The organism is Pseudomonas sp. TE3728, assembly GCF_056279145.1.
This window is the reverse complement of record NZ_JBWBQT010000001.1, coordinates 4,394,448-4,416,787: the sequence shown is the minus strand read 5'-3', so window position 1 is coordinate 4,416,787 and position 22,340 is coordinate 4,394,448. Positions and strand designations below refer to the sequence as shown.

At 58.6% G+C, this 22,340-nt stretch carries 20 protein-coding genes and 3 pseudogenes; 3 read left to right on the top strand and 20 right to left on the bottom strand.

All coding sequences use genetic code 11. The features are described from left to right. Window positions 1–12 precede the first annotated feature (12 nt). Window positions 13–1,491, bottom strand: coding sequence for a class I SAM-dependent DNA methyltransferase (locus ACZ89R_RS19345; RefSeq protein ID WP_429544894.1), 1,479 nt, complete (start codon window positions 1,489–1,491; stop codon window positions 13–15). A gap of 1,083 nt (window positions 1,492–2,574) precedes the next feature. Further along, complete coding sequence (locus ACZ89R_RS19340) at window positions 2,575–3,015, bottom strand: hypothetical protein (protein ID WP_429544895.1); 441 nt, start codon at window positions 3,013–3,015, stop codon at window positions 2,575–2,577. A 621-nt stretch (window positions 3,016–3,636) separates the two neighbouring features. Here ACZ89R_RS19340 and ACZ89R_RS19335 point away from each other — a divergent pair. Further along, entirely contained in the window at window positions 3,637–3,930 is a 294-nt protein-coding gene (locus ACZ89R_RS19335; protein WP_007899610.1) for a DUF3077 domain-containing protein, read from the top strand. Window positions 3,931–4,087: 157 nt separating this feature from the next. On the opposite strand, the pseudogene ACZ89R_RS19330 reads toward ACZ89R_RS19335, so the two are convergent. From ACZ89R_RS19330 to ACZ89R_RS19300, 7 genes and pseudogenes are all read right to left on the bottom strand, one after another. Beyond that, window positions 4,088–4,270, bottom strand: a pseudogene (locus ACZ89R_RS19330) (type II toxin-antitoxin system HicB family antitoxin); the annotation flags it as partial. After that, a pseudogene (locus tag ACZ89R_RS19325) lies at window positions 4,267–4,458 on the bottom strand (type II toxin-antitoxin system HicA family toxin). The pseudogenes ACZ89R_RS19330 and ACZ89R_RS19325, both read right to left, overlap by 4 nt. Before the next feature lie 361 nt (window positions 4,459–4,819). Beyond that, window positions 4,820–5,086 carry a hypothetical protein gene (locus ACZ89R_RS19320; protein WP_429544896.1) on the bottom strand — a complete coding sequence of 89 codons (267 nt, stop codon included), beginning with the start codon at window positions 5,084–5,086 and terminating at the stop codon, window positions 4,820–4,822. 21 nt (window positions 5,087–5,107) lie between these two features. Then, complete coding sequence (locus tag ACZ89R_RS19315; protein ID WP_429544897.1) at window positions 5,108–5,746, bottom strand: hypothetical protein; 639 nt, start codon at window positions 5,744–5,746, stop codon at window positions 5,108–5,110. Beyond that, entirely contained in the window at window positions 5,743–6,324 is a 582-nt protein-coding gene (locus ACZ89R_RS19310) for an RNA polymerase sigma factor (protein WP_429544898.1), read from the bottom strand. Before ACZ89R_RS19310 ends, ACZ89R_RS19315 begins: the two co-directional genes overlap by 4 nt. 17 nt (window positions 6,325–6,341) lie before the next feature. Then, on the bottom strand, window positions 6,342–8,078 hold the full coding sequence (locus ACZ89R_RS19305) for a vWA domain-containing protein (protein WP_429544899.1): 1,737 nt from the start codon (window positions 8,076–8,078) through the stop codon (window positions 6,342–6,344). A gap of 86 nt (window positions 8,079–8,164) precedes the next feature. Beyond that, window positions 8,165–8,725 carry a YbhB/YbcL family Raf kinase inhibitor-like protein gene (locus ACZ89R_RS19300; protein WP_401171844.1) on the bottom strand — a complete coding sequence of 187 codons (561 nt, stop codon included), beginning with the start codon at window positions 8,723–8,725 and terminating at the stop codon, window positions 8,165–8,167. A 138-nt stretch (window positions 8,726–8,863) separates the two neighbouring features. Here ACZ89R_RS19300 and ACZ89R_RS19295 point away from each other — a divergent pair, with 138 nt between their 5' ends. Beyond that, window positions 8,864–10,393, top strand: coding sequence for an FAD-dependent oxidoreductase (locus ACZ89R_RS19295; RefSeq protein ID WP_429544900.1), 1,530 nt, complete (start codon window positions 8,864–8,866; stop codon window positions 10,391–10,393). Window positions 10,394–10,556: 163 nt separating this feature from the next. Here the strand turns inward: ACZ89R_RS19295 and pgaD are convergent, their stop codons facing one another. The 11 genes and pseudogenes from pgaD to ACZ89R_RS19240 all read right to left on the bottom strand — a co-directional run bounded on the left by pgaD (window position 10,557) and on the right by ACZ89R_RS19240 (window position 21,583). Next, window positions 10,557–11,084, bottom strand: coding sequence for a poly-beta-1,6-N-acetyl-D-glucosamine biosynthesis protein PgaD (pgaD, locus tag ACZ89R_RS19290; RefSeq protein ID WP_429544901.1), 528 nt, complete (start codon window positions 11,082–11,084; stop codon window positions 10,557–10,559). Next, a complete protein-coding gene (gene pgaC, locus ACZ89R_RS19285; protein ID WP_429544902.1) occupies window positions 11,081–12,436 on the bottom strand; it encodes a poly-beta-1,6-N-acetyl-D-glucosamine synthase in 1,356 nt (451 codons plus the stop codon). Before pgaC ends, pgaD begins: the two co-directional genes overlap by 4 nt. Before the next feature lies 1 nt (window position 12,437). Beyond that, the gene (pgaB, locus tag ACZ89R_RS19280; RefSeq protein WP_429544903.1) at window positions 12,438–14,435 is read right to left on the bottom strand and encodes a poly-beta-1,6-N-acetyl-D-glucosamine N-deacetylase PgaB; all 1,998 of its coding nucleotides are present in this window, start codon (window positions 14,433–14,435) and stop codon (window positions 12,438–12,440) included. A gap of 12 nt (window positions 14,436–14,447) precedes the next feature. Next, a complete protein-coding gene (gene pgaA, locus ACZ89R_RS19275) occupies window positions 14,448–16,928 on the bottom strand; it encodes a poly-beta-1,6 N-acetyl-D-glucosamine export porin PgaA (protein WP_429544904.1) in 2,481 nt (826 codons plus the stop codon). 422 nt (window positions 16,929–17,350) lie between these two features. Then, the gene (locus ACZ89R_RS19270; protein ID WP_429544905.1) at window positions 17,351–18,862 is read right to left on the bottom strand and encodes a YdgA family protein; all 1,512 of its coding nucleotides are present in this window, start codon (window positions 18,860–18,862) and stop codon (window positions 17,351–17,353) included. A 326-nt stretch (window positions 18,863–19,188) separates the two neighbouring features. Further along, entirely contained in the window at window positions 19,189–19,824 is a 636-nt protein-coding gene (locus tag ACZ89R_RS19265; RefSeq protein ID WP_008068581.1) for a hypothetical protein, read from the bottom strand. Between the two features lie 81 nt (window positions 19,825–19,905). Next, window positions 19,906–20,075, bottom strand: a pseudogene (locus tag ACZ89R_RS19260) (TolC family protein); the annotation flags it as partial. Window position 20,076: 1 nt separating this feature from the next. Further along, entirely contained in the window at window positions 20,077–20,358 is a 282-nt protein-coding gene (locus ACZ89R_RS19255) for a type II toxin-antitoxin system RelE family toxin (protein WP_429544906.1), read from the bottom strand. Continuing rightward, window positions 20,348–20,593, bottom strand: coding sequence for a type II toxin-antitoxin system Phd/YefM family antitoxin (locus ACZ89R_RS19250; protein ID WP_123498221.1), 246 nt, complete (start codon window positions 20,591–20,593; stop codon window positions 20,348–20,350). The genes ACZ89R_RS19255 and ACZ89R_RS19250 overlap by 11 nt, the downstream gene beginning before the upstream one ends. Before the next feature lie 145 nt (window positions 20,594–20,738). Next, window positions 20,739–20,984, bottom strand: a complete 246-nt coding sequence (locus tag ACZ89R_RS19245; protein WP_030128603.1) for a DUF2789 domain-containing protein — start codon at window positions 20,982–20,984, stop codon at window positions 20,739–20,741. 131 nt (window positions 20,985–21,115) lie between these two features. Continuing rightward, window positions 21,116–21,583, bottom strand: coding sequence for an aminoacyl-tRNA deacylase (locus ACZ89R_RS19240; protein WP_429544907.1), 468 nt, complete (start codon window positions 21,581–21,583; stop codon window positions 21,116–21,118). Window positions 21,584–21,796: 213 nt separating this feature from the next. Between ACZ89R_RS19240 and ACZ89R_RS19235 the strand changes: the two genes are divergently transcribed. After that, a complete protein-coding gene (locus ACZ89R_RS19235) occupies window positions 21,797–22,324 on the top strand; it encodes an NfeD family protein (RefSeq protein ID WP_192346451.1) in 528 nt (175 codons plus the stop codon). Window positions 22,325–22,340 lie beyond the last annotated feature (16 nt).

The window sequence follows — 22,340 nt, the reverse complement described above, 5'->3', positions numbered from 1 at the left end:
GTGGCAGCCTGATCACGCCTCAACCTCAAATAGATCCTCGCCCAATTCAGCCAGGATTCCGCGCAACTCGTCCAAGGCCAGTTCTAATGCCTCCATTGCTTCACGCGCAAGCACAGCCGGTTCAGGTAGAACTTCACTTACCCCCTCGCTTTCATCCTTCAGCCATGCAAGATCGAGATTGTCCTCTCGAGCTGCAATCCATTCACGGCTGAATACGCGCCAACGCCCTAGCTCGCCCTGATCCTGACGTCTGGCCAAGCTTGCTGGCTGGCCCCACGGGTCGTCGCCAAAGGCCGACTCGAACTCCGCGAAGTTTTCGCGCGTAAGCTGAATGCGTTTGCCATACTGCGGCATATTGGTTCTTAAGTCGTATACCCACACTTGCTTAGTATTGGCCCTGTCCTTCTTACCGCGAGTAAAGAACAACACATTCGTCTTAACTCCTTGGGCATAAAAGATGCCTGTAGGTAGGCGCAGAATAGTGTGCAGATTGCACTTATCCATTAAGTCGCGTCGGATCTCGGCGCCCACATTGCTTTCGAACAGCACATTGTCGGGCAACACCACCGCAGCACGACCACCCGGCTTCAGCGAGCGCACGATGTGCTGCACGAAGCAGAACTGCTTGTTGCTGGTTCGGAAGGTGAAGTCAGTACGTGTAGGTAGGCCGCCCCCCTTTTTGGTACCAAAGGGAGGATTGGTCAAAATCAAGGTAGCGCCACCCTTGGCCAAGGCCTCACCATCGGGCCCCAGTGTGTCGCCATAATGGATGCCTCCATCCACAGGGCCGCTATCACCAGCACTCTCAATGCCGTGCAGCATGAGGTTCATCAATGCCAAGCGGTGCGTATCCTGCACATGCTCCATGCCGAAGAATGTGGCACGGCGCAGCTTACGCTGCTGGGACTCGGTGAGCGCGTCAAAGTCGTGGTGCTTTTTCAAGTAATGGTGCGCGGCAATTAGGAAACCACCAGTTCCGGCAGCCGGATCCTGTATACGATCGCTCAGCTTCGGCTGCATGACCGACACCATGCTATCGATCAGCACACGTGGAGTGAAATACTGTCCTGCGCCACTTTTTTTCTCGTTGGCGTTTTTTTCGAGAAGGCCCTCATAGATGTCACCTAGACCCTCTTGGCGGGCGCTGTACCAGTCGATCTTGTCTATTTCGGTAACCAAGGTGGACAGCGTAGTTGGTTTATTTATAAAACTACTAGCATTGGTAAAAATTTCTTTAACCAGCGGCGAGCCATGGCTACCCAAGCGAATCAACGTGACTTTATAGAATTCAAGGCGCTCCAGGGCGCTATGCGCTAGCAAATCAACCCAGTGGCATTTTGCAGGCAGCTGGCTCGCCTGGCCGGTCTCGTCTGCCATTTTCAGAAACAATAAATAAGTGAGTTCGGTGACGTACTGATGATATGTCACCCCGTCATCCTTGAGGACGTTGCACAGGTTCCAAAGCTTGCCGACAATGTCTTGGGTAGTCATACGAAATAAACTGAGAATAAAGCAACGAGCAACCTAAACAGGCCGCCAGCTGGGCAGGGATTTGTCGCCAAAGGCATAGTTGAAGCTTCCAAAGGTTGCAGCTAATGCCCGTCGAATATTTTGCCCAGAAGCGCTAAACCACGGCCAAGGGGCGTACCTATCGAAATCGCTCAGCGGTGGACGGTCGAAAAGGAGATGACCTGCTCTGAACAGCAATTCTCTTAAAAAGAGCTTGCTATAGCAGCCTGAAGTGTCTCAGTTCTGCCGAAAAATTGAAACAAGTGGCACAGATCACAACCAATTTCACTCGCTTTTGGCTCTAACGTGCGCCGACCCATCGTAAAGCCCGAAAGCAGCGCCTGAACGCACCTCAATACCGCTCGACTTCCGCCTTTAATCGAACGTTTCAGTCCGCAATCGGCACGATGATGAGCATGAAAGAACTGCCACCAGCGTGTCCTATCTCCTGGGCAAAGGGGTTATTTCCCTGTCACACCGGAGGTTTTATACCGTGGAGCGGTCATAGATCGTTGCGGTGCGCGTTGTGAACGGCCGGGTTGCGGAGCAAGTCGCTCGTATACTGGCTTCCTGGACGTCCATCATATACTGAGCGTTGAAGTCAGTGATCGAGTTTCAAACTGCGTTGCACTGCCATAGGGATGCACATTTCTCGGCGGATAGAGAAAGCTTGAACGACTCATTGCTCGTGGTCGCACGGCATCGACGCTAGTAGCCGTTGCATGCCTCAGCAATTGCCAGCATTCATCAGCATGTATGCCCACGTGTATGCCTAACCGAAACAAAACCAGCCACCCCCTTGCAAACGGGTGCCGCAGAGCTCAGTTCAAACGACGCCTGGGGGGCACCATATGTAGAAATGAGAAAGCCTCAGTCCGCAGGGGGCTGGGGCTTTTTTGTGGGCGCTGTATTTAGGGCGTCTAGCCGGAGTTGGTCGAGCCGCATCCGACCCGCAAGCAAAATATCGGCAATCACTCTTGAAAATGCCGACGCTTCTCGCTCCGAAGGCTCGGTTCTCACTACAAAACAAAAAATCGTGGAGGAGCGGCCTTCAATTGGGCTTGTTTATGAATTTGGTGGCGGCTGAATGTAAACGATTTGCTTATCTCGCCCCACTAACAAGCCGATGATAAGGAAGATAACTCCTAGGAAGAAGCCAACAAACCCTAGAAAGCCACTCACCAAGGTGCCACCGATGGCTGCTCCTGCCGCTTCCGCGCCCGAGTGAGCACCACTAATGGTGGCGATATGGCTACCCGTGAAAATGATACCGGATAAGGGGAGCATGAATGCAGCGATGCCTGAGGCGATTAGAAGTCGACGCCATGCCTTGCCAGGAGTGGGAGCGTAAACAGCTATGGCTGCTGCAATGATCCATGTTACGAAGAAAGCAATGACTCCTTTCAATCCGCTAACACTTGGCGATGCTGCGATTGCGATAACTACGAGCATCGAAACAAGAATGGCTAATATTAAACCTCCAACCAACCCTGCAAGAACCTTCATCGTGAGCTCCTTTTATTTGACGAGGCACTGAATATGCTCTTGTGCTGTATAGCAGCAGAACGCCACTGCTGCCATGCCGGGCGAGCTACTTGAGAATGCAGTTGTTCGGTTTAACCAAACAACTGCTACTGATAAAAAACCGCCGAAGCTGTTTTTGCGTTCTGTCCCCCCGGTCAAGACCTTATCGTCCTCGAAGTCGCCGCCTTCAGAATCATCCCTCTTCCGGCTGATTCTGAAGAAAATCCCTACGACTCTCGGAGGTTGCAGGAGATCAGCCTGCACGTTACCCTTCTGCCGTCGCTGCCAATTCAGCGACCGGGCTTGGTAACCCGAGAGTTAAGCGCAACAGCGCCCTCATTCAGATTTGCAGGCGTTTTTTTATGCCCGCAATTTTGAGTTATGGCGGCTGTGCGTGGGACGTCTTCGGGCGTGCCGGATTCCTTGACTCCCGGTTTACCAACCTGCGCACAGCTGCCACCCATTCGCTTGGTAACGAAAAAGTGGCAGTTCCTCGTCAAGGAGCTAGACCATGCGCAATATAAATCCGTACGAAATTAGGCTTATCCCTCACCGCGATTTCGAATCGCGCCCCCACCGCACCTCCGTCAATGGAGGTGGCAAATGACTGAACACTCAGAAGCAAAAACCATCGGCTACACGCCCTGCCTCTACTGTGCAGACGATCCGCTGTTTCATGTCAGCGCTGGGGTGCCTATTAGCAAAGCATTGGCGCAAGCGTCCGACCTGTTGTTCTTGGCCAAGTCGTTTGCTGAGGATGCTGCTTACGCGAAAGACACCGACCGCCACGCGTGGGCCGCGCATTATCTGACTGCGATGGGTAAGGCAGTGATTGATGATGTGGTGAAAGTTTTGACGCAACCACCGCAGGCGGCGACGCCACAAACCGCAGAATAGCGGCAACTCACCCTTGAATTGCGCCCCGATTTTTCGGGGCCTCCAAAACTGCCAGATGTGAGCGGAGGCGTGTTGATGCTGAGCTCTGGCGTCTACCTCTCATGCAACTGCATAGCCGTGCAATAGCAGTGGTCAAGCATGCGCCCGGTGTTGGTCAGAGCTTGGCGCAAGTTTCCAGATAATCAGTGACGGCCTCTTCAAATGCATTTCGAAGCTCCTGCACCGACTCGCCATGAAACCCAACGACATCTCTAATACCAGCAATACGGCCCACAAACAGGCCATCTTCCTGGCTGTATTCAATTCGGGCGGCATAGCCTTTGTAATTCATTACGTTCATGCCGTGACTCCTGCTTGTTCAGGGAAAGCCCGCGCATCACGAATCTGGTAGGGCTTTGCTTTCTTGTCCGGGTATGGTCAGTGAAAGATCCCGACCACACCGTTCAGCTCAAAGCGTACCCGGGACCCACCGCGATTGGTAAGGCGGAAAATCCCAGGCAACAAAAAACCCCTGAGCAGTCTCAGCACCGAAGCGCATCAACCGACAGGGGCCGTGTTGTGGGCGATTGTAAGGGTTGAGGACTTCTCGTCAACCGCCGGTAGGCACTGGTGATCCAGTCAAGGTAGAGGCAACCGTCAAGGAAAACTTGACAGTTCAAATCGCTGCCTCGCGTCAGGTCAGCTGCGTCACTACCAATGATCATCGCCGTAACAAACCATTTCTTGGGTAGTTTCTTGGGTAGTTCTTAGTAGTTCTTGGGTAGTCGGCGGCATTGCTGCTAGCGCTCCCCCCCACACCTGTTGCGTAAAACACGCATAAACACACCTTGATGAACTCCAGATCAAACAGCGTTTCTTTAATGGTAAAAAAACTGTCGAAGCGGTTTTCTCATTCTGTCGTCCAGTCAAACTCGTCGTAATCATCATCCTCTTCGTCCTCGACCACTTCATCATCAAGAACGTCTTCCTCAAGCGCTTCTTCTGCCTGCTTCGCCAGAAGAAACTCCTTACGACTCTCAGTCACTGCTCGCCGTAATTCCTCACCCTTCACCGGGCAGTTGAGCATTTGGGCGATGCGGTCGATTTTTTTTGCCACGGCATCCTCCAACGCATCGGCTATAGGCCGATAGTGCGCGCTTTCGGGTGTCGATGCCAAATTTGCCGACCGCTGTTCACCTCATTTCTTCTGCAAATCCTTGAGTCGGGCCGTGAGGTTTTCCTTGGGGAAGCGCTTGTGCAATGTCGCCATCAGCGCCTCGGCGGCTTGTGTCTGACCGGTCTCTTGCAGGCGTATCACTTCATGTAATTGATCATCCAGTGACTTGGCCGGCGCGGCTAAGCGTTTGCTGATTTTTGCTTCGTCAGCCATTTCGCTATTGATCGACTCGCGCTGCAACGGTGCAGAAAACTCCACCATTGGCGCAGCTGGCGCGGGCGCGGACATAGCACCGGCCGGTGCAGCCTGGGAGCGAGCAGCGGGTTCATTCGCTTCAGCGGCTTCCTGCTTGGCAACCGGTGCAGATGCTTTTGGCGCAGGGGCAAAGTCATAACTCGGCAGTTGCTCCGGCGTGCGTTGTACCAGCGCCAGCATCAGGGCCACGCCAACGAGGCTGGCGAATGCCACTTGCCAACGGGGTTGTTGGCAAGCGCGGAGCCAGCGCTGCCACAGGTTCGGCTTCGGTGTGGGGGCTTCGCGATGGGCCGTTGCGAGGATGAAGGCGTCGAGATGCGCCGGTGGTTCGCCGCTGCTGTGATCGCGAAAATGCTTGAGCACTTCATCGTCGGGCGATGGCGGTGTTTGTCGGGCGTCAGTCATGTCAGTACCTCCTCGGCCAGCAGCCGACGCAGTTTTTGCTGGGCGTAGCGCAAGCGGCTTTTAACGGTTTCCAGCGGTGTTTCGGTAAGGGTGGCGATCTGCGGCAGGTCGAGGTCGCCGTGGGCGCGCAGCAGGAACACTTCGCGCTGGTCGGCGGGCAAGGTTTGCAGGGCGGCTTCGAGGCGTTGGCTGTCGCGGCTCAGGCTCAGCAGTTGTTCGGGGTCGGCCGCGTCATCGATCAGGGCGTGAGCCTGTTCGTCATAGCTGTCGTGCAAGGGGTTGTGGATGCCGTGTTTGCGCCAGTGATCGATCAGTCGGTTGCGGGCAATCTGGTAGAGCCAGGTACGAAAGTTCGCCCGGCCTTGTGGCTGACTGGTGCTGCGGATCAGGCTCAGCCAGGTTTCCTGGTACACCTCTTCGGCCAGTTCGGGCTTGCCGCTGAGGCCGAGGAGGAATCGATAAAGGCCCTGACGGTGGCGGGCGTACAAAACTTCGAACGCCGGCCCGTCGCCCGAGCGATAACGCGCCAGCAGCGATTCATCGCTGCTGGCGGTTGAGCTGATTTCAGGATCGGACATGTCAGTGCTGGCCTCTTTCACTCTATCCGGTTGTCGTTGGGCTGTTGATTCGAGGCGGTCGGGGCCCGCAGGCTTTGCGCCAACTCCACCAATTGCACGAATTCACTGCGCAGGCCGAATTGATCATCGCCCCGTGCGCCACGGGCCAGGGCTTCGGTGTCTTTCAGGCTGAAATTACCGGTATAACGCCCGTCCTTGAGCTGCTGGGAAAAGGCCGCGACGGCGGCAGCAAAGCGCAGATCATCGCTGGCGGCCGAGAGTTTGCCGGCCTCACCCTTCAGTATTGGCCGCTCGCTCAAGCGACTGTTCCCACCTTCCGGCAACTGATAACGCACTCGCAGCATCGCCATTTCCCCGGTTTTTGCGGAAACATCGGCCCCAGCATTGCCATAGCGCAACGGCTCCAGCCAGCCCTTCTCGCCCTTGGGGACAATTTCATACAACGCGGTCACCGTATGCCCTGCGCCGATTTCTCCGGCGTCGATTTTGTCGTTGCTGAAATCCTCGCGTTTCAAGGCGCGATTCTCATAACCCAACAGCCGATATTCGCTGACCTGCGCCGGGTTGAACTCCACTTGCAGCTTCACGTTTTTCGCCACCACCGCCAAAGTCGAACCGAGCTGATCCACCAGCACTTTGCGCGCCTCGCGCAGGTTGTCGATGTAGGCGTAGTTACCGTCGCCAGCGTCGGCCAGTTGTTCCATCAGGTGTTCATTGTAGTTATCCACACCAAAACCCAGGGTGGTCAGAGAGACGCCGGTCTTGCGTTTATCCACAGCCATTTGCTTGAGGCTGTCGAAGTCGCTGATGCCGACGTTGAAGTCACCGTCGGTGGCCAGCAGGATGCGGTTGATGCCTTTGGGGATAAACGCCTGCTGGGCCATTTGATAAGCCAGTTCGATACCCGATGCTCCGGCGGTCGAGCCGCCTGCGGTCAATCGATCGATGGCGGTACGAATTTTCGCTTTTTCCCGTCCGGAAGTCGGCTCCAGCACCACGCGAGATTCTCCGGCATACACCACCAGTGAAACCCGGTCCTGCTCGCGCAGTTGATCCACCAGCAATTTCAGGGTGCTTTTGACCATGGGCAAGCCTTCGCGCCGGTCCATCGAGCCAGACACGTCCACCAGAAACACCAGGTTCGCCGGGGCCAGTTCCGCCACCGCGCGATCGGATGCCTTGATGCCGATACGCAGCAATCGGGTATGCGGGTTCCACGGTGATGGCGCCAACTCGGTGGTCACGCCGAATGGCGAGCCATCGGTGGGCAAGGCGTAGTCGTAAGGGAAGTAATTGACCATTTCTTCCAGCCGCACCGCCCCTTCGGGAGGCAAGCGCCCCTGATTGAGCAAGCGCCGGACGTTGGCGTAAGCGCCGGTGTCGACATCGGCACTGAAGGTCGAGACCGGTGCTTCGGCCACGCTGTGAATCGGGTTATCGGCCAGCGCCTGATATTGCTCCCGCTGCTCATCCCGATAGCCCTGTGGATAAGCCTCACCGGCCGGCATGGGCGCGAAAGCGACCGACGGTGCCGGTCGCGCGCTGCGCTTGGCCATCGCGGTATCTGCCATGATCGCCTCGCTACGCACCAACGCTTCAGTTTTCAGCGCCTCTTGAATCGGTGGCGCAACCGCTGCCGGGCTGTTCGTCTCAGAGTCTGGCGTGGATGAAGCGCCGCAACCGGCAACGGCCAGCAACAACCCGGCGGCGAAACCCTGGGCGGCCGGGCGGAGGTAGTGCAGAGGGAGGGACATGGGGGCTGACCTCAGGAGGAAATTGACTCATTCATCCTCTGAGACGGACAGCCCGGCAGGTTCGGGTTAATCGCCGGAAAAAATCTTCAGCGGTGATAACGCCGCACCACGCTGCTGTTTTTCAGCACATGGCCTTTGATTTGTTCCATCAGCTGCGCGCGGGTCAGGCCGGCAGGCAAGGCGTCTGGCGCCAGGTCCAGGGCGTAAAGCTGGATGATGTAGTGATGGGAGCTGTCGCCAATGGGCGGGCAAGGGCCGATGTAACCGGTGGTGCCTTTGCTGTTGCTGCCGCCCACGCCTTCGAGGGCGGATTTGGCACCGACACCGGCCGGGATCTGACGTGTCGCGGCCTTGATCCCGTAATGAATCCAGTGATCGACACCCAGGCCTTTCTGACCGTCCGGATCGTGCATGACGATGGCGTAACTGAGTGTGCCGGGAGGGCCGGCGTTCCAGCTCAGGGCCGGGGACTGGTTCTTGCCGCCGCAACCGCTGGCATCGCTGGCCGCCGCCGACGTGAACAGACGATTGTCCGAAACGCCGGGAATGCTGAGGGTGAAACGCTCCTGGGCCTGCGCCGGAAACTGCACGCAAAGGGCGACTGCAACGGCCGCCAGCCAAGGGTTCAAAAAGGTCAATCGGGTCATACCGGAGCACCTTGTGCGGGTGAGGCCGTCGTCGGCTGGCAAACTATAGCCGGACCGTTCGTGCGCTGGCAGCAGAATTGGCTGAACCTGGGAATAAGCGCCAAACTCCTAAGTGAAACACTTGCCAGGAGATCGATCATGGCCCTGCATCGCGTTGCCCGTTTCGCCGATGTGCCCCAAGACCGTGGCCTTGAAGTCCGGATCGATAAGACGAAAATCGTCTTGCTGCGGCTCGGCGATCAATTGCGCGCCTATCAGGGCAAATGCCCCCACGCCGGGGCTCCCTTGGCCAAAGGTGCGCTGTGTGAGGGGCGGCTGATCTGCCCGTGGCACAAGGCAGCGTACCGGCTCGAAGACGGCGCGTTATGCGAGCCACCGTCCCTGGACAGTCTGCGACGCTACCCGCTTGAAATCCGCGACGATGAGGTCTGGGTCGATGACCAGCCGATGCCCACCGCGAGCACCCCACCGGCGGACGATAAGCGAACCTTTGTGATCATCGGTGCCGGTGGTGCAGGTACGGCTTGTGCGGCGGCGCTGCGGGAGAAAGGTTTCGGCGGCCGGGTGGTGTTGATCGACCGCGAGTCCGAGGCCGGTTACGACCGTACGGTATTGAGCAAATTCGTGATTGCAGGCGAGATGCCGCCGGACGAAGTGCCACCTCTGCGGGATGAAAATTTTTATCAAGAACAGCGCATTGAACGGATAAACAGCGATGTGATGGGCCTGGATGCAGAGAACCGGACTCTGCGCCTGGCCGATGGTCAATCGTTGAGCTATGACGCCGCCGTGATTGCTACCGGCGGCATACCCAAAACCCTGTCGCTGCCTGGCGCCGATCTGCCGCAGGTATTCGTGCTGCGTTCGAAGGCACAGGCGCAGCGGATTCTGACGAGTGCAAAACCCGGTCAGCGGGCGGTGATTGTTGGTGACAGTTTCATTGCTCTGGAGTCCGCCTCTTCCCTGCGTCAGTACGGCCTGGAGGTCACCGTCCTGGCCCGCCATGCCATCCCGTTCGAGGCGCACTTCGGCGATGCCGTCGGCAAAGCGATTCGTGCCCTGCACGAGGCCAACGGCGTGGTGTTTCATACCGATGGCGAAGCGGCCCGGATCGAAGGCGCAGGCAAAGTCGAAGCAGTGCTGCTGGACAATGGTCAGCGCTTGCCGGCGGATCTGGTGCTGGTCGGCATTGGCGTCACCCCGGCAACGACCCCGTTTGCCGATTTGCCCAAAGAAAAGGATCTGTCGTTGAAGGTCGACGGCGGGATGCGCGTGACCGACGGGCTCTGGGCCGTTGGCGACATTGCGACCTTCCCGCTCAACGGCCAGCCCCAACGGATCGAGCACTGGCGCCTGGCCCAGCAACAGGCGCGGATTGCGGCGGCGAATATGCTCGGCGGCGATGAGCGCTACCTCGATGTACCGTATTTCTGGACCTGGCACTTCGGCAAAAACTACGACTACCTCGGTCACGCCCAGACTTGGGACGAGGTCGAGTTCAAGGGTGACCCTGACCATCCACCGTTTATCGGCCTGTTTGGCAAAAACGGCGTGGTGGCGGCGGCCGTTGCCTGCGACCAGGAGAGGGCCATGGCAATGCTTGCCGAACGGATGAAACAACCGCTGTCGGTGGATGAGGCGTGGCGGCTGATTCGGGATGTTGGCTGACCGACATCTTCCGCATTCCCCCGTAGGAGCTGCCGCAGGCTGCGATCTTTTGATCTTTGGCATTTTCAAAACCGCTGAAAATCAAAAGATCGCAGCCTTCGGCAGCTCCTACATAGAGCCGGCCATGCAATGCACTGAATGACACAACAGGAACATACTAGGCTCATACGTGGCTCATTGGCTCGCGGTTGTCGTCATCTTCGGCTGGCAGGCGGATTACCAGCGGATGCTCCAGCGGCGCCAAAGGCGGCGGTAGGTCAGCCGGGGCGACCGGGATGAAGTGCGTAACGACATGGCTGACATCGCCATCCTGATCGTTATGAATGGTTATCGAGCCCGGCGTGCGCAGTTTCGCCAATCGGTCGCCAGTCAGCTTGAAGCTTTTGCTGAGCCCCTGATCATCCACCGCCGGCGCCGGCAAACGGCGCTGGGCGAAGCTCTTGCTTTTGCGCTGTTGATAACGCGCCCATGTGATCAGGATCACCGCGTTCAACAACGCCACCCACAGGTAAATCTGCAACGTGCCGAGGGCGTCGAAAAACGACGCATCGATGCGCGGACCGGCATGGGTATCGATCAACGGCCACAACCCCCGCACCAGTAAATACAGCAGACCGATCCAGGCCAGCACGGTTAAGAAGACATCGATCACGACCAGAAAGGGCCGCTGCCGGGTTCTGATGATTTTCATTGGATGACTTCCTCTTCATCGTCATTCAGCGGCTTGATGCCCCGGTCCGGACTGACCCAACGCGCGCGCTTCTGATGTTGACCGAACAGCACTTTCGGGAAGCTGACCAGGGTGGTAAGCAGGCTGATGAACCAGAACACCAGCGGATACCAGACCACCCAGAACATGGTCTTGCCGAGGCCCTTTTCGTAACGGCGATCGATCAGGATGCTGACGGCGAATTGCACCAGGCAGACCACCGCCAGCAGCAGCCCGGTAAACGCCGGTGGCATCAGGTGATCGACGGCAATGGCGGGCGGCATCTCGATGAATTTGCCGACACCCCAGAAAATCACCGACAGCAGAAAGGTGAAGGCCCAGCCGGTGGACAGGCAGTATTCGAACAGCAGCGGCCAGAGGTAACGATGGCGGTATTGCCAGATGCCACGGATGTTTTTGAACAGCACCTCGGCGCCGCCCTGGGCCCAACGCAGACGCTGTTTCCACAGGCCGCCGAGGGTTTCCGGCATGAGGATCCAGCACAATGCGCGGGGCTCGTAGAAAATGCTCCAGTGATCCAGTTGCAGCTTCCAACTGATGTCGATGTCTTCGGTGATCATGTCCGGGCTCCAGTAACCGACCCGGTTCAGCGCCGTGCGACGGAAGGCGACAATCACTCCGGAGACGGTAAAGATCCGCCCGAACACCCGTTGGGTGCGCTTGATCAGCCCGATGATCGACGAGAACTCGCCGACCTGCACGCGGCCGATCAAGGTCGAACGGGTGCGGATTCGCGGGTTGCCGGTGACGGCGCCGAGGCGCGCGTTATCGAGCATCGGCGCCACCAGGTATGCCGCGGTGTTCGGCGCCAGCAGCGCATCACCGTCGATGCACACCAGATACTCGCTGCGCGCCGCAATGGCGCCCATGCGCAGGGCCACGGCCTTGCCCTGGTTCTCCGCCAGGTGCAGCACCCGCAGACGCGGATCCTGCAACGCCAGTGCATCGAGCACCGCGGCGGTGTTGTCCTTGGAGCCGTCGTTGATCGCAATCACTTCGATGTTCGGGTAATGCTGGGCCAGTGCCGCGTGGATGGTATCGGCCGCGTTGTCGCCTTCGTTGTAGCAAGGGATCAGGATCGAGATCAGCGGTTCGCCGGCCAGCGCTGGCGGCAACGTATCGTCCTGCCACGGCCAGTGCCGCTCCCAATGCAGCCAGAAATACAGGCCGCCGGCGATCCACAACCCCGACATGAACAGTGGATAAAAGAACACGAAGTCCATCAGGAATTGCCCGGTGAGCAGAAAGATCAGCCCGAGGGGAACCCCAAGGACGATCGCCAGAACCAGCAGGGCTAGAAGTCTGTCCAGCATGTTATGGATTCCACTTGTTGGAGAGCGCGGGCCGCACGGTTTTCAGGTCCGGCTGGTTCTCGAGGAAGTTGTCCGGGTAGTAGCCAAAACTGGTGGCGCCCTGACGCTTGAGGCGGCCCATCCACTCAGCCAACTGTTCGCCGTCGATGTCGGCGTCGGTATTTTTCGTCCAGTCACGGGCCTGCAATTCAAACACCGTGCGCTCGAGTGCGCCGGGGCGCGACTTGACCGTTGCCACCAGCGTTTCGAGCCAAGGGCCGGATTGTTGGCGGCTCTGTTTTTCCATGAATGGCATGGCCATCGGCGCCGTCCAGTCGTAGGCGCTCAGGAAGTCATCGAGGTTCTGCGCGAACCACGCTTCACTCTCGGGGTTGAGCATTGGCTCGGCGAAAATATTGCGCGCCGTTTTCACTTGCGGGCCACGAATGGCGCGAACCTTGGCGGTCAGTTCGTGAGTGAAATCGATCAGGTAGCGGCTCTTGAATCGCGTCCAGCGTTGCAAGGTGGCCGGATCGTCACGCAGGGCGGCAATCGAACCCGGCAGACCGTTGGCGGCATAGACCTTCAGGGCTTCGGGGCCGGCGTCTTCGAAGTCCGACAGCACCGCGTCATCGTGATAGAGGACGCCGTCGACCGAGGTCAGGCGCGCCATGTCTTCGTAGATTTCACCGATGATGCGCCGCACGTTCGGGTCGAATGGCGACAAGCGTTTGTACTGGTCCGGATCGATCGAGGTGACGCCGCTTTTCGGGTCCCAGCGAGTGACCCGTGGCAGCTTCGAATCCAGGGCAAAACTCAGCACCGGCATCCAGGCATAGACTTTGACCTGAGCCCGAGTGCGCAACTGCCAGGCCACGCGGTCGAAGATATCGGCGCGCATCGGCAGGTGCCGGTTGGGGAAATACAGCGAGTGCACCAGGCCATCGCCGGCAGGGTCGGCGAAGGCTTGCAGAAACACCGTATTGGCGCCCATGTCAGCCATGCGCTGGATCAGTTTGCCGAGGTTGATTTCCTGTTGGGCCGGGTCCGGGTCGTAGACGTTGTCCAGGTCCACATGCACCACGCGCATCGGCGATTCGGCCTGCACCGAGACGATGCTGTTGGCGAAGTGCTCACCATCTGGATCGGAGGCCACCAAAAAGCGCGGGCTGCTCATCAGGTTGTCGAGGGCATCGAGGCCGTCTTCCAGAGTCAGGGCCATCTGATAGCCCTGTTCGTTGATCACTTGCAGCGAGGTGCCGTCCGCCGCGCCGTACGGCCAGACCCAGACACGGGGCTTGTAACCGGTGACCTTGCGGATCTTCTCCGAGATGGCCGCCACGTCGGCGCGCATCCGGGCCTGGAATTGGGCTTCGGTTTCATAGCGACCGCTAGCCGCGTCATAGCGCCGGGTCGCGGCCGCCGGTTGCAGGTTGCCTTGCGGGTTGGCCAACACGCCTTTGTGGCTAGCGTCGGTGTGGGCGGCGATTTCCACCAGGCCGGATCGGGAAATCTCGCGGATCTGCTCCCAGGTCAGGAAGTCCGAACGCTTGCGCGGTGTGCCGGCGAAATCCACCGGCTGGTTCAGCGGCGTATCGATCCATACCCCGACCGGCGCCAGCAAGGCGGGCCAGTTATAGGCGCGCAGCACCGGCAACACGCGGGTGTAGAAGCTCGAATAGCCATCGTCGAAACTCAACACGATCGCCCGTGGCGGCAGCTCGGGGCCGCCGTTGCGCGCGGCCATGATCTGGTCGACGGTGACCGGCTTGTAGTTGTTCTCCCGCAGCCAAGCCAGTTGCTCGAGCAGACGCTCGGTGCGCACGGCCACCACCGCCTGATCGGGGTCGCGGTCCTCGACGTCGTGGTAAGAAATCCCCAATACGTGATTTTTTGGCCACGGCTTTTCATTGGCCGGCATCGGGCGTTCGGACGGCGGTGCGAAGGCCGGGGCTTGCTGGGCACAGGCGCTGATCAACAGCGCTCCCAGCAAAAGGATGAAACGCGAAATAAAAGGCATCTTCAAACTCTTCTAGAAGCGGTAAGTGAGGTCGACGAGCAGGCGCAGATCGGTTTCGCGGTCGCCGTCATAAGGCCGGTTGATCACGCTCAGCAGGCCGCCCACCTCGAATACGTCGTTCCAGCTGTAGCGCTGGCCGTAACCCAACAGGCCGACGCCGCCGGTGCCGTGATCGCGCTGGCTATAAGTGCCCGCACCGGCCTGGAATTGCTGGCTCCAGGAGGTTTCGTAGCGGTGGTAGAGCACGTGATTGACGTTCACCGTCGGCAGCACGCTGAAGTCGGATTTGGGGTTGAAATACGGCACGTCGTCGGACTTTGAGTTACGGCTGGTGCCGACCTCCAGGCCGAGGTCGACCTGCAACCCCGGCGCGCGGTAAACACCCTCGCGACCGGTGAGCAAGGCTTCGACACGGTTGTTGCCGTCGCTGAAGTGCGAGGGGCTGAGCGCCAGTCTCCACTCACGGCTCTCATTGGCGCGCCAACGGATGAAACCGCTGCCGCCGTTGGCGGTGATGTCGCTGTTCAAGGCTCGCAACGGCGTTTGCGCCGACAGGTATTCGAGACTGCCGCCGTACTGCCAGTGATCGTCGATGTCTCGGGCAATCGCCAGGCGCGCGCCCTGTTTGTCACCGAAGCCATAGGAATGGTTGGAGACTTCCGCCTCCAGGGTCATATCGCGAGTCCGGCGTTCTAGCCCGACGCGCTGAAAACGATGGTGGCCGGTGCCTTCCTGGAAGTCGCCGGTGGCGTAACCGGCACCGACGAACACGCGCCAGTCTTCATCGATAGGTGGGCTATACAGCGTGGTTTCGAGGCCGAAATCGCGACTGCCGTTGACCGCCCCGGCGTCGTCGTTGCCCCCGCCATAACTCTTGCCTCCGTAGGCCTCCACCCGCAGCTCGGCCATGTCATGGACCGCACGTTGGCGCTGCAAACGCTGGACCTGACGGTTGTCCGGAAAACGCGCGACCACATCGTCGGTCAGCGCATTCATCTGCCGCCATTCCTGCAAGTCCATGGCGGTGTGACCTTGCGCAACTTCCAGCCCGATGTCCCGCGGCGCCATGCTCTCGGTTTCCTTGAGCTGATTCTCGGCGCGCCGTGGCCAGTCCCGGGCCAGGTACAGATCGGCCTGGGCCAGACGCAGGCCGAGGTTGCCCGGGGCCTGATCCACCAGCGTCTGCAAACGCTGTTCGCCCGACGGCAGATCAGCGCCGTAGGTGCCGGCCTGGGCGGCGAGTTGCTGCGCGTCCATCCATTCATCGTTGGGATTGCCCACCGGCAAGCCCTTGAGCTCGATCCGTGGCTTCTGGGTCTTGGCCAAGTCCTCGGCGACCTGACGTGCTTCATCGGCCTTGTCGCTTTCGAGCAAGGCGTAATAGAGCGCGGTACTGTCTTCCAGACGGTCGCCGACGTCGGCATCCGGCGCGACCAGCACCTGACGATACAAATCAGTGGCGATTTCTGGCTGACGCTGGTCCAGATAAGACGACGCCACCCAACGCAGGGCATAGGTCGGAATATTCACGCCTTCGGCGAGCAATTTCTGGTATTCGGCGATCACATCAGCGGTGCGCGCGCGGGCCTTGAGGGCGCCCATGCGATCGATTCGCCAGCGGATGACGTCATCGTGGGCCTGAGGATCCGGCGTCCAGGTCGTCAGCAACTGGTCGTAATCGGCCAGAGCCCGATCAGCGATCAGATAACGTTCTTTTTCGCTGCGGGTGGCCAGCTCGGCCAAACGCACGCGTTCTGCGGCCAAGTCACCTTCAAGGCGGCGCAACGTGACCGGATCCAGCAACCCCGGCCGCTGACGCGCCAGGCGCAAGGCCGGTTCCGGCAGGCGGGCGCGTTGCAGGGCAATCACGTATTCCCGAGCGACGTCGGGCTTGCTGCCGGCGCGGACGAAGGCCTGATCGTATTCAAACAGCGCGTCGTAGATGGCTCCGGCGCGGGTCAAGGCGTAGGCCAGGGCCAAGCGGCGGGAAGGGTCATCCGGTTTCGCCGCCACCAGCGCCCTGGCGCGGGCAACCGCTTCATCAGGTTTACCGGCATCGGCCTGGGTCATCGCCAACCCCAGCTGCAGGTCGGCATTTTTCGGGTCAAGGGCCAGGGCCTTGTTGTATACCTGGGTCGCCGAGTCCCAGCGCTTGAGGTTGCGATAGGCACGCGCGGTGGCGGTCAGGGCCTGAACCGGCAGCGCCCGGTTGTGCCCCTGGGTTTCATAAACCCGAACCACTTCAGCGTCCAGACCTGCCCAGCTGGCGATCTGCAAGTGATCGCTGATCTGGCCGGTGGTGGCCTGGTTGACTGGCACCTGGCGCAATACAGCCAGCGCAGGCGTGTAGTTGCCGGCTCGTGCATCGCGAACCATTTGGTCATAAGGCGTATCGGCGAACGCCAGCACCGGCCACAGCAATTGGCCGCACAGGGCAACGCGAAACAAGGGGCGTAAACCACGATGAATAAAGGGACCAGCAATACACGGCATTCGTCAGCATCCTTACATGGCCAGCCGGGTCGCAATGTCCCCTTGCCCATTTGTAGCGGAAAGCCGGATCGAAAGACCCGGCCAGGCTTTATCGACGCAATTTTGCATGCAAGCGAAGTCAACTATTCAGAGCACAATAATTGTTCAGATTCGTGATGTTCAGGCCTTCTCTGGTACCAGTCAGCCAAGCGCAGCCCCTGTGCGAGCCTGCTCGCGATGACGGCGGTACATTCAGCATCAATGTTGGCTGACCCGCCGCTATCGCGAGCAGGCTCGCTCCCACAGAGGTTGCAGTGTTCATGTTCTTGACTGACAGGGCATCAGGGCCTCCTTCCCCCTCACCTCCTTTCGAAACCCCAGACAGCAAAACGCCCGGCGTCTGCGTGTTGCAGAGGCCGGGCGTTGCGGTGAGGCCTGCAGTTTTACTGGATGCTGACGTCGCCCGTGCCGCCAAGTTTGCTCATCACGAAGCCGACAAATTCTTCGAGGGTCATTTTCTGGCCGTTGAAGTCCACCTGATTGTTGGCGTAGTGCAGCTTGGTGACGACGTTGTTACCGTCCAGTTTCGCCAGTTGGGTGCCCACCGCCATGCTGCTGAACATGTCGGCGGTTGCGCTCGCCTGATCGGCAATGAGCTTGGCGTCGGTCTGGCCGTCGATTTGCGACTGCACGGTGAGCACGTCAACCAGCATTGGCTTGGACACCAAGAGGTTGAAGTCCAGCAGCGCAATCAACTGCTTGACCAACTGGTCTGGCGGCAAGTCCATGGACTGCGGTTTGGTCAGATCCAGCACCAGGTTGGCGCGGCTTTCGCCGTTGGTGGTGTTGAACGAGAGGTTTTCCAGAGCCACCTGGGGACCTGCGGCCAGCAGTTTCTCCAGGCCGGTCTTGACCTGCGCCTCTTCGGCCGGGGTCAGGTTCAGCTCCGGCGCCGGTAGACCGGCGGCAGCGGCTTCAGTGGCGGCCTTCTCGTACGGTTGCAGTTTGGTCTGGTAGATCTGCATCAGCGACATCGTTGACGGGATGTCGAGGTTTTTCAGGCTCATGGCCATTTGTGCAGAGCCGATAACCTTGCCGTTCAAGGACACTTCACCGACCTTGTAATCGGCACGCCCCGAAGCGTTGGTGCCCGATTCCTCGGTCTTGTTCTTCATTTCAAAGTTCTTGACGCCGAGTACCGACTGCTTGGCCCCGAAGGTGGTCTTGCTGTGGGTCAACTCGACGGTGTTTTCGCCGGTGTAATAGCCGTACGTGCTTTTGTTCAGGTTACTGGCCACGGTCAAGCCGTTGAGCTCGACCTGCACCGGGGTCTGATCTTCAGCCACGGTAGTCAGCTTCAGGCTGTCCATATAACCGTCTGCCTTGACCTTTTGCGCCTGGGCGCTGGCGGCTACATCGAGTTTCATACCGGAAAAGGTCAGATTGGATTTGTCATCCAGTGCGGTTTCCAGCGGCAGAAACTCGAGGGTGCCCTTGGTGGAATTGTCGTAGCCGATGTTAACCACGCCTTTGACCGGGGATTTGTCCTTGGCGGCAGCGAACCACTTTTCGGTCAGTGGGGTCTTTTCCAGCTCGTAGTGACTGGTCGCCAGGACCGGCAACCACTTCAGCGACACCAGACGCGAGAACGGCAGCGGACCGTGTTCGATGCGGTCGACGAACAGCAACTCGACCGGTGCTTCACCAAACATTTCGCCCTCACCCTTGAGGCGGTAGTGCGCGGTGCTGCTGAACACATGGCGATCCAGCGACACCAGTTCCAGCGACGCCGTGCCGTTGGAACCAGCCAGCGCGACTTGCAGCTCTTTGTTGGCGTCGGTGATCGAGGTGTTCAGCACCCCATCGAGTTTGCTGCCGGTGTACCACGCACCGCCGGCACTGATTGCACCGATGGCCACGACAATTCCTAGAAGCACGCCTGCTGATTTATTCATGAAGTACCCGTTCAATGTCCGTTGCTGAAAGTGTGGTCGTCTTCCCTGAACCCATGGCGGGTCGCGGTCACGACTGCGCTGAAAGTGGGATGGAGATTAGCATTTGCGCCGCAAAGCGGCTCAATGATTAAAGGTGAAAGAGTGTCTATGGGATATTGCTGCTTGTGGCCAACTGGCAAGGGTTGAGAGTTTCGGCGGTCATTCGATCGCCTTCGCGGGCAAGCCTCGCTCCTACAGGATTTGTGTCATTTGCGAAATTTGCGCACGACACAAATCCTGTAGGAGCGAGGCTTGCCCGCGATGGCGTCAGTCCAGCCAACCTCAATTCACGAATACTGCACTTCAATTTCATCAAGCTGATGATCAAAGCTTTTGAGCCGCGCCGTCCACGTATACACCAGCACTTCAAAATCCCGATTGATCACCGCCCCGCCGGTCACTTCCGCGCGCGGGTCGCAGAAATCCAGCTGATAGCGTTCACGGGCCATGGCGTTGGCGACATCGGACAGCTCTCGCGCATTGTTGAGCCAGTGCCACCCTTCATCGGCCACTTGCTTGTCCAGCGCCAGGCATTGTTTTTTCAAGGTTTCGAGGCTTTTTTCCAGCGGCGTGCCGGTGAGTTCGCCCATGACTTCCTGGAACGTGCGCCCCGGTTGCCAGTAACTGCCCCAGAAATACCGGTCGAACACCGTTTCGACGCGACGCAAAGCCACCTTGGTGTCCCAGATCAGCACCAGGGTCTTGCCTTGTTCAAGTTGTCGCTTCTTGATGCGCTGGTTCTGTAATGAAGCCCAGGCGACCACCACGATAGCCATCACGGCGATCAACGCCGCCGCGCTGTCGAGGAATATCAGCGCCGTGTCGAGCTGGTGGGCCAGCATGACGCCGTAGAAATAGGTGGCCGACAGCAAAACCAATGCCGCAATGGCGCACCAGAAGCCGGGAGCGTAAGGGTTTTTCATTATTAGATCCCCATGATCAACGCAAGCCTTGATCGACGGGTTCGCCACGCGCCCCCATCAAGTCAAAGCATAGCAACGGCCTCAGGGTTTGCCGGGGTGTGACCCTTGCGTTCGTCCGCTTTCCCGACCGCCACCCAAAGCAAGGAACAAATCGTTCTGGCTCATGGCGACTTGGGTATGGCCGAGGCCAGTTGCGCCGTACGTCGGGTCGACGCTTGAGCAGCAGCAAAAATAGGAGAGGTCTGAGAACTATCAGCGTTTCTTGGCTCGGTCGTACACATCGCTGCGTTCGCGCTTACCAATCGCCACCACAGAAACGACTACGCGCTCATCAAAAACTTGATACACAAGCCTGTATCCCGATGACTTCAATTTGATTTTGTAGCAATCAGGCATCCCATGCAGGGAGTCGGAAGGGATTCGAGGCAATTCAAGTCGTTCCGCCAATTTCTTTTTGAACTGCTCACGCAATGTATGCCCCAGCTTGTCCCACTCCTTGCGTGCGGAGGGCAGGAATTCAAGCTTATAGGTCATCCAGGTTTACCGGGACCGGCTTTTCATTTCTACGAGAGCGAACAATTTCCGCCAACTCGAAGTCATCGAGGCGCTCCATCATTTGCTCGAAAACATCGGCCGGAACCATGTATCCCATCACTCGGTTATGGTTCAGCACTGCCACAGGCCCACCGTGAGCACCGCTCAGAACTGCAGATGGGTTTTTCTTCAACTCAGACACGCTAACCGCCATGTCGGCCAGAACACTTTGCATAATTAAGACCTCAATTGAGGTCTTGATTCTGGTCTATTACCTGTTTCTGAGCAACCCTGGAAAAAGCTGACAAATTAAGTTTTTACTCGGATTTTTTTACCATTCACCAGTTTTTTTACATTTCGCCATTTTTCTCCAGATTTTTTTACACCCCCCGCCCCTTCCTCAGCAGCACATCCAGCTGATCCACCACCTCAGCCCAATCCGCATCATCCAGAATCTCCTCACGCAGCAGCTCTGCCTGGCTCTCGTTCCAGAAGAACGCGTCCGCCAGGTGCAGTTCGGGCTTGAGTGGTGAATGGGTGGCGATGAATTTATCAATGCTTTCGGCGTCATCCGGCAGGCCGAGTTGTTTGAACAGGGATGGGAGGCTGTGGGTTGGGGATTCCATGTCTGGTTCCTTCTTGATGGCTGAATGGGGTGACCGCTGCGCGGTCAATCGCGAGCAGGCTCGCTCCCACAGTTGATTGCGTTTCAATGTGGGAGCGGGCTTGCCCGCGATGACGGCAGTTATGTCGACTGCTATGCCGACTGACTCAACTCGCACACCTCGGCATGCGGCACCATTTTCAGAAATTCCGGCACGCTCATATGTACCAGATTGCTGTGGTTGCCGGCTTCGAGGTAGATGTCTTTCTGCCGGGTCAGCAGTGGGTCGATGACCATGTCCATTCCATAAGACTCGCCCAGTGCAGGCACGGCACCGCGTTCGCAATCGTCGAACAGGTGCGGCAGGTTGCTTTCACGGGTGACTTGCCATTCGCCGCTGCCACGTACTTTGCTCAGGTCCAGGTGACGGCTGGCGGGCAGTACGGCCATCAAGTAGTGGCCGTGGCTGTCGTCAAGAATCACCGATTTGGCGACCCGTTCGGCAGGAATGCCCGCGAGCCGAGCCGTTTCAAGGCTGCTGGCCGAGTGCGGGTGAGAAACGATGTCATATTCGCAGTGAGCCTTGTCCAGGCTGTTCTGCACGGTTTTTGCCATACGCATGATGCACCTCGGTGTCCGCAGCAACGAATCACGGACGATGGTTAACTTTTTTGTCTCCATTAAAAGTCTAGGCCCACCGAGGGGTTCCGACGGGAAATCCGCCCGTCGGACGCTTTCGACAACGGGTCAAAATTCATACCAATGCAAGGTCAACTAGACTTGTATACAGAGCCCTGAACGGCTCGCGGACGGATGACTCTCCCGGAGGGTCAAGTGAACATGCGTTGCTGTGCAATTGCGCTGTTGCTGGCCCTGAGCGGACCGGTTTTCGCGGCGGACACTCTCGTGGTGCTGGTTCCCGATCCCCTCGGGCTCTGGTTGATCACCTTCGGCATTGCGTTTCTGATCGCCGAGGCGGCCTTGCCCAATTACGGCGTGGTCGGCTTGGGCGGCCTTGTGATGTTCGTGATTGGGGCGGTGATTCTGACTAACGCCGAAGTCCCTGTTCCGTTGATGATCGGCTTGGGACTGATCAGCGCACTGCTACTGATTTTCCTGGTGATCCGCGCCTTGAAAACCCGACCGCGCCGCAACGTCAGCGGTGACGCCGAAATACTGGGCGCCGTAACGCCGATAACGTCGTTGCAGGCCGGTAACGCTTATATCGGCTGGGTGCACCTGCAAGGCGAGCAATGGCAGGCAATGAGCGAAACACCGCTGCAACCGGGTCAACAGGTCCGGGTAGTGGCACGTAAGGGTCTACTGCTGGAAGTGGTCGCGGCTGACGCGGCGCCCGTATGAACAATGATGGCGGAGA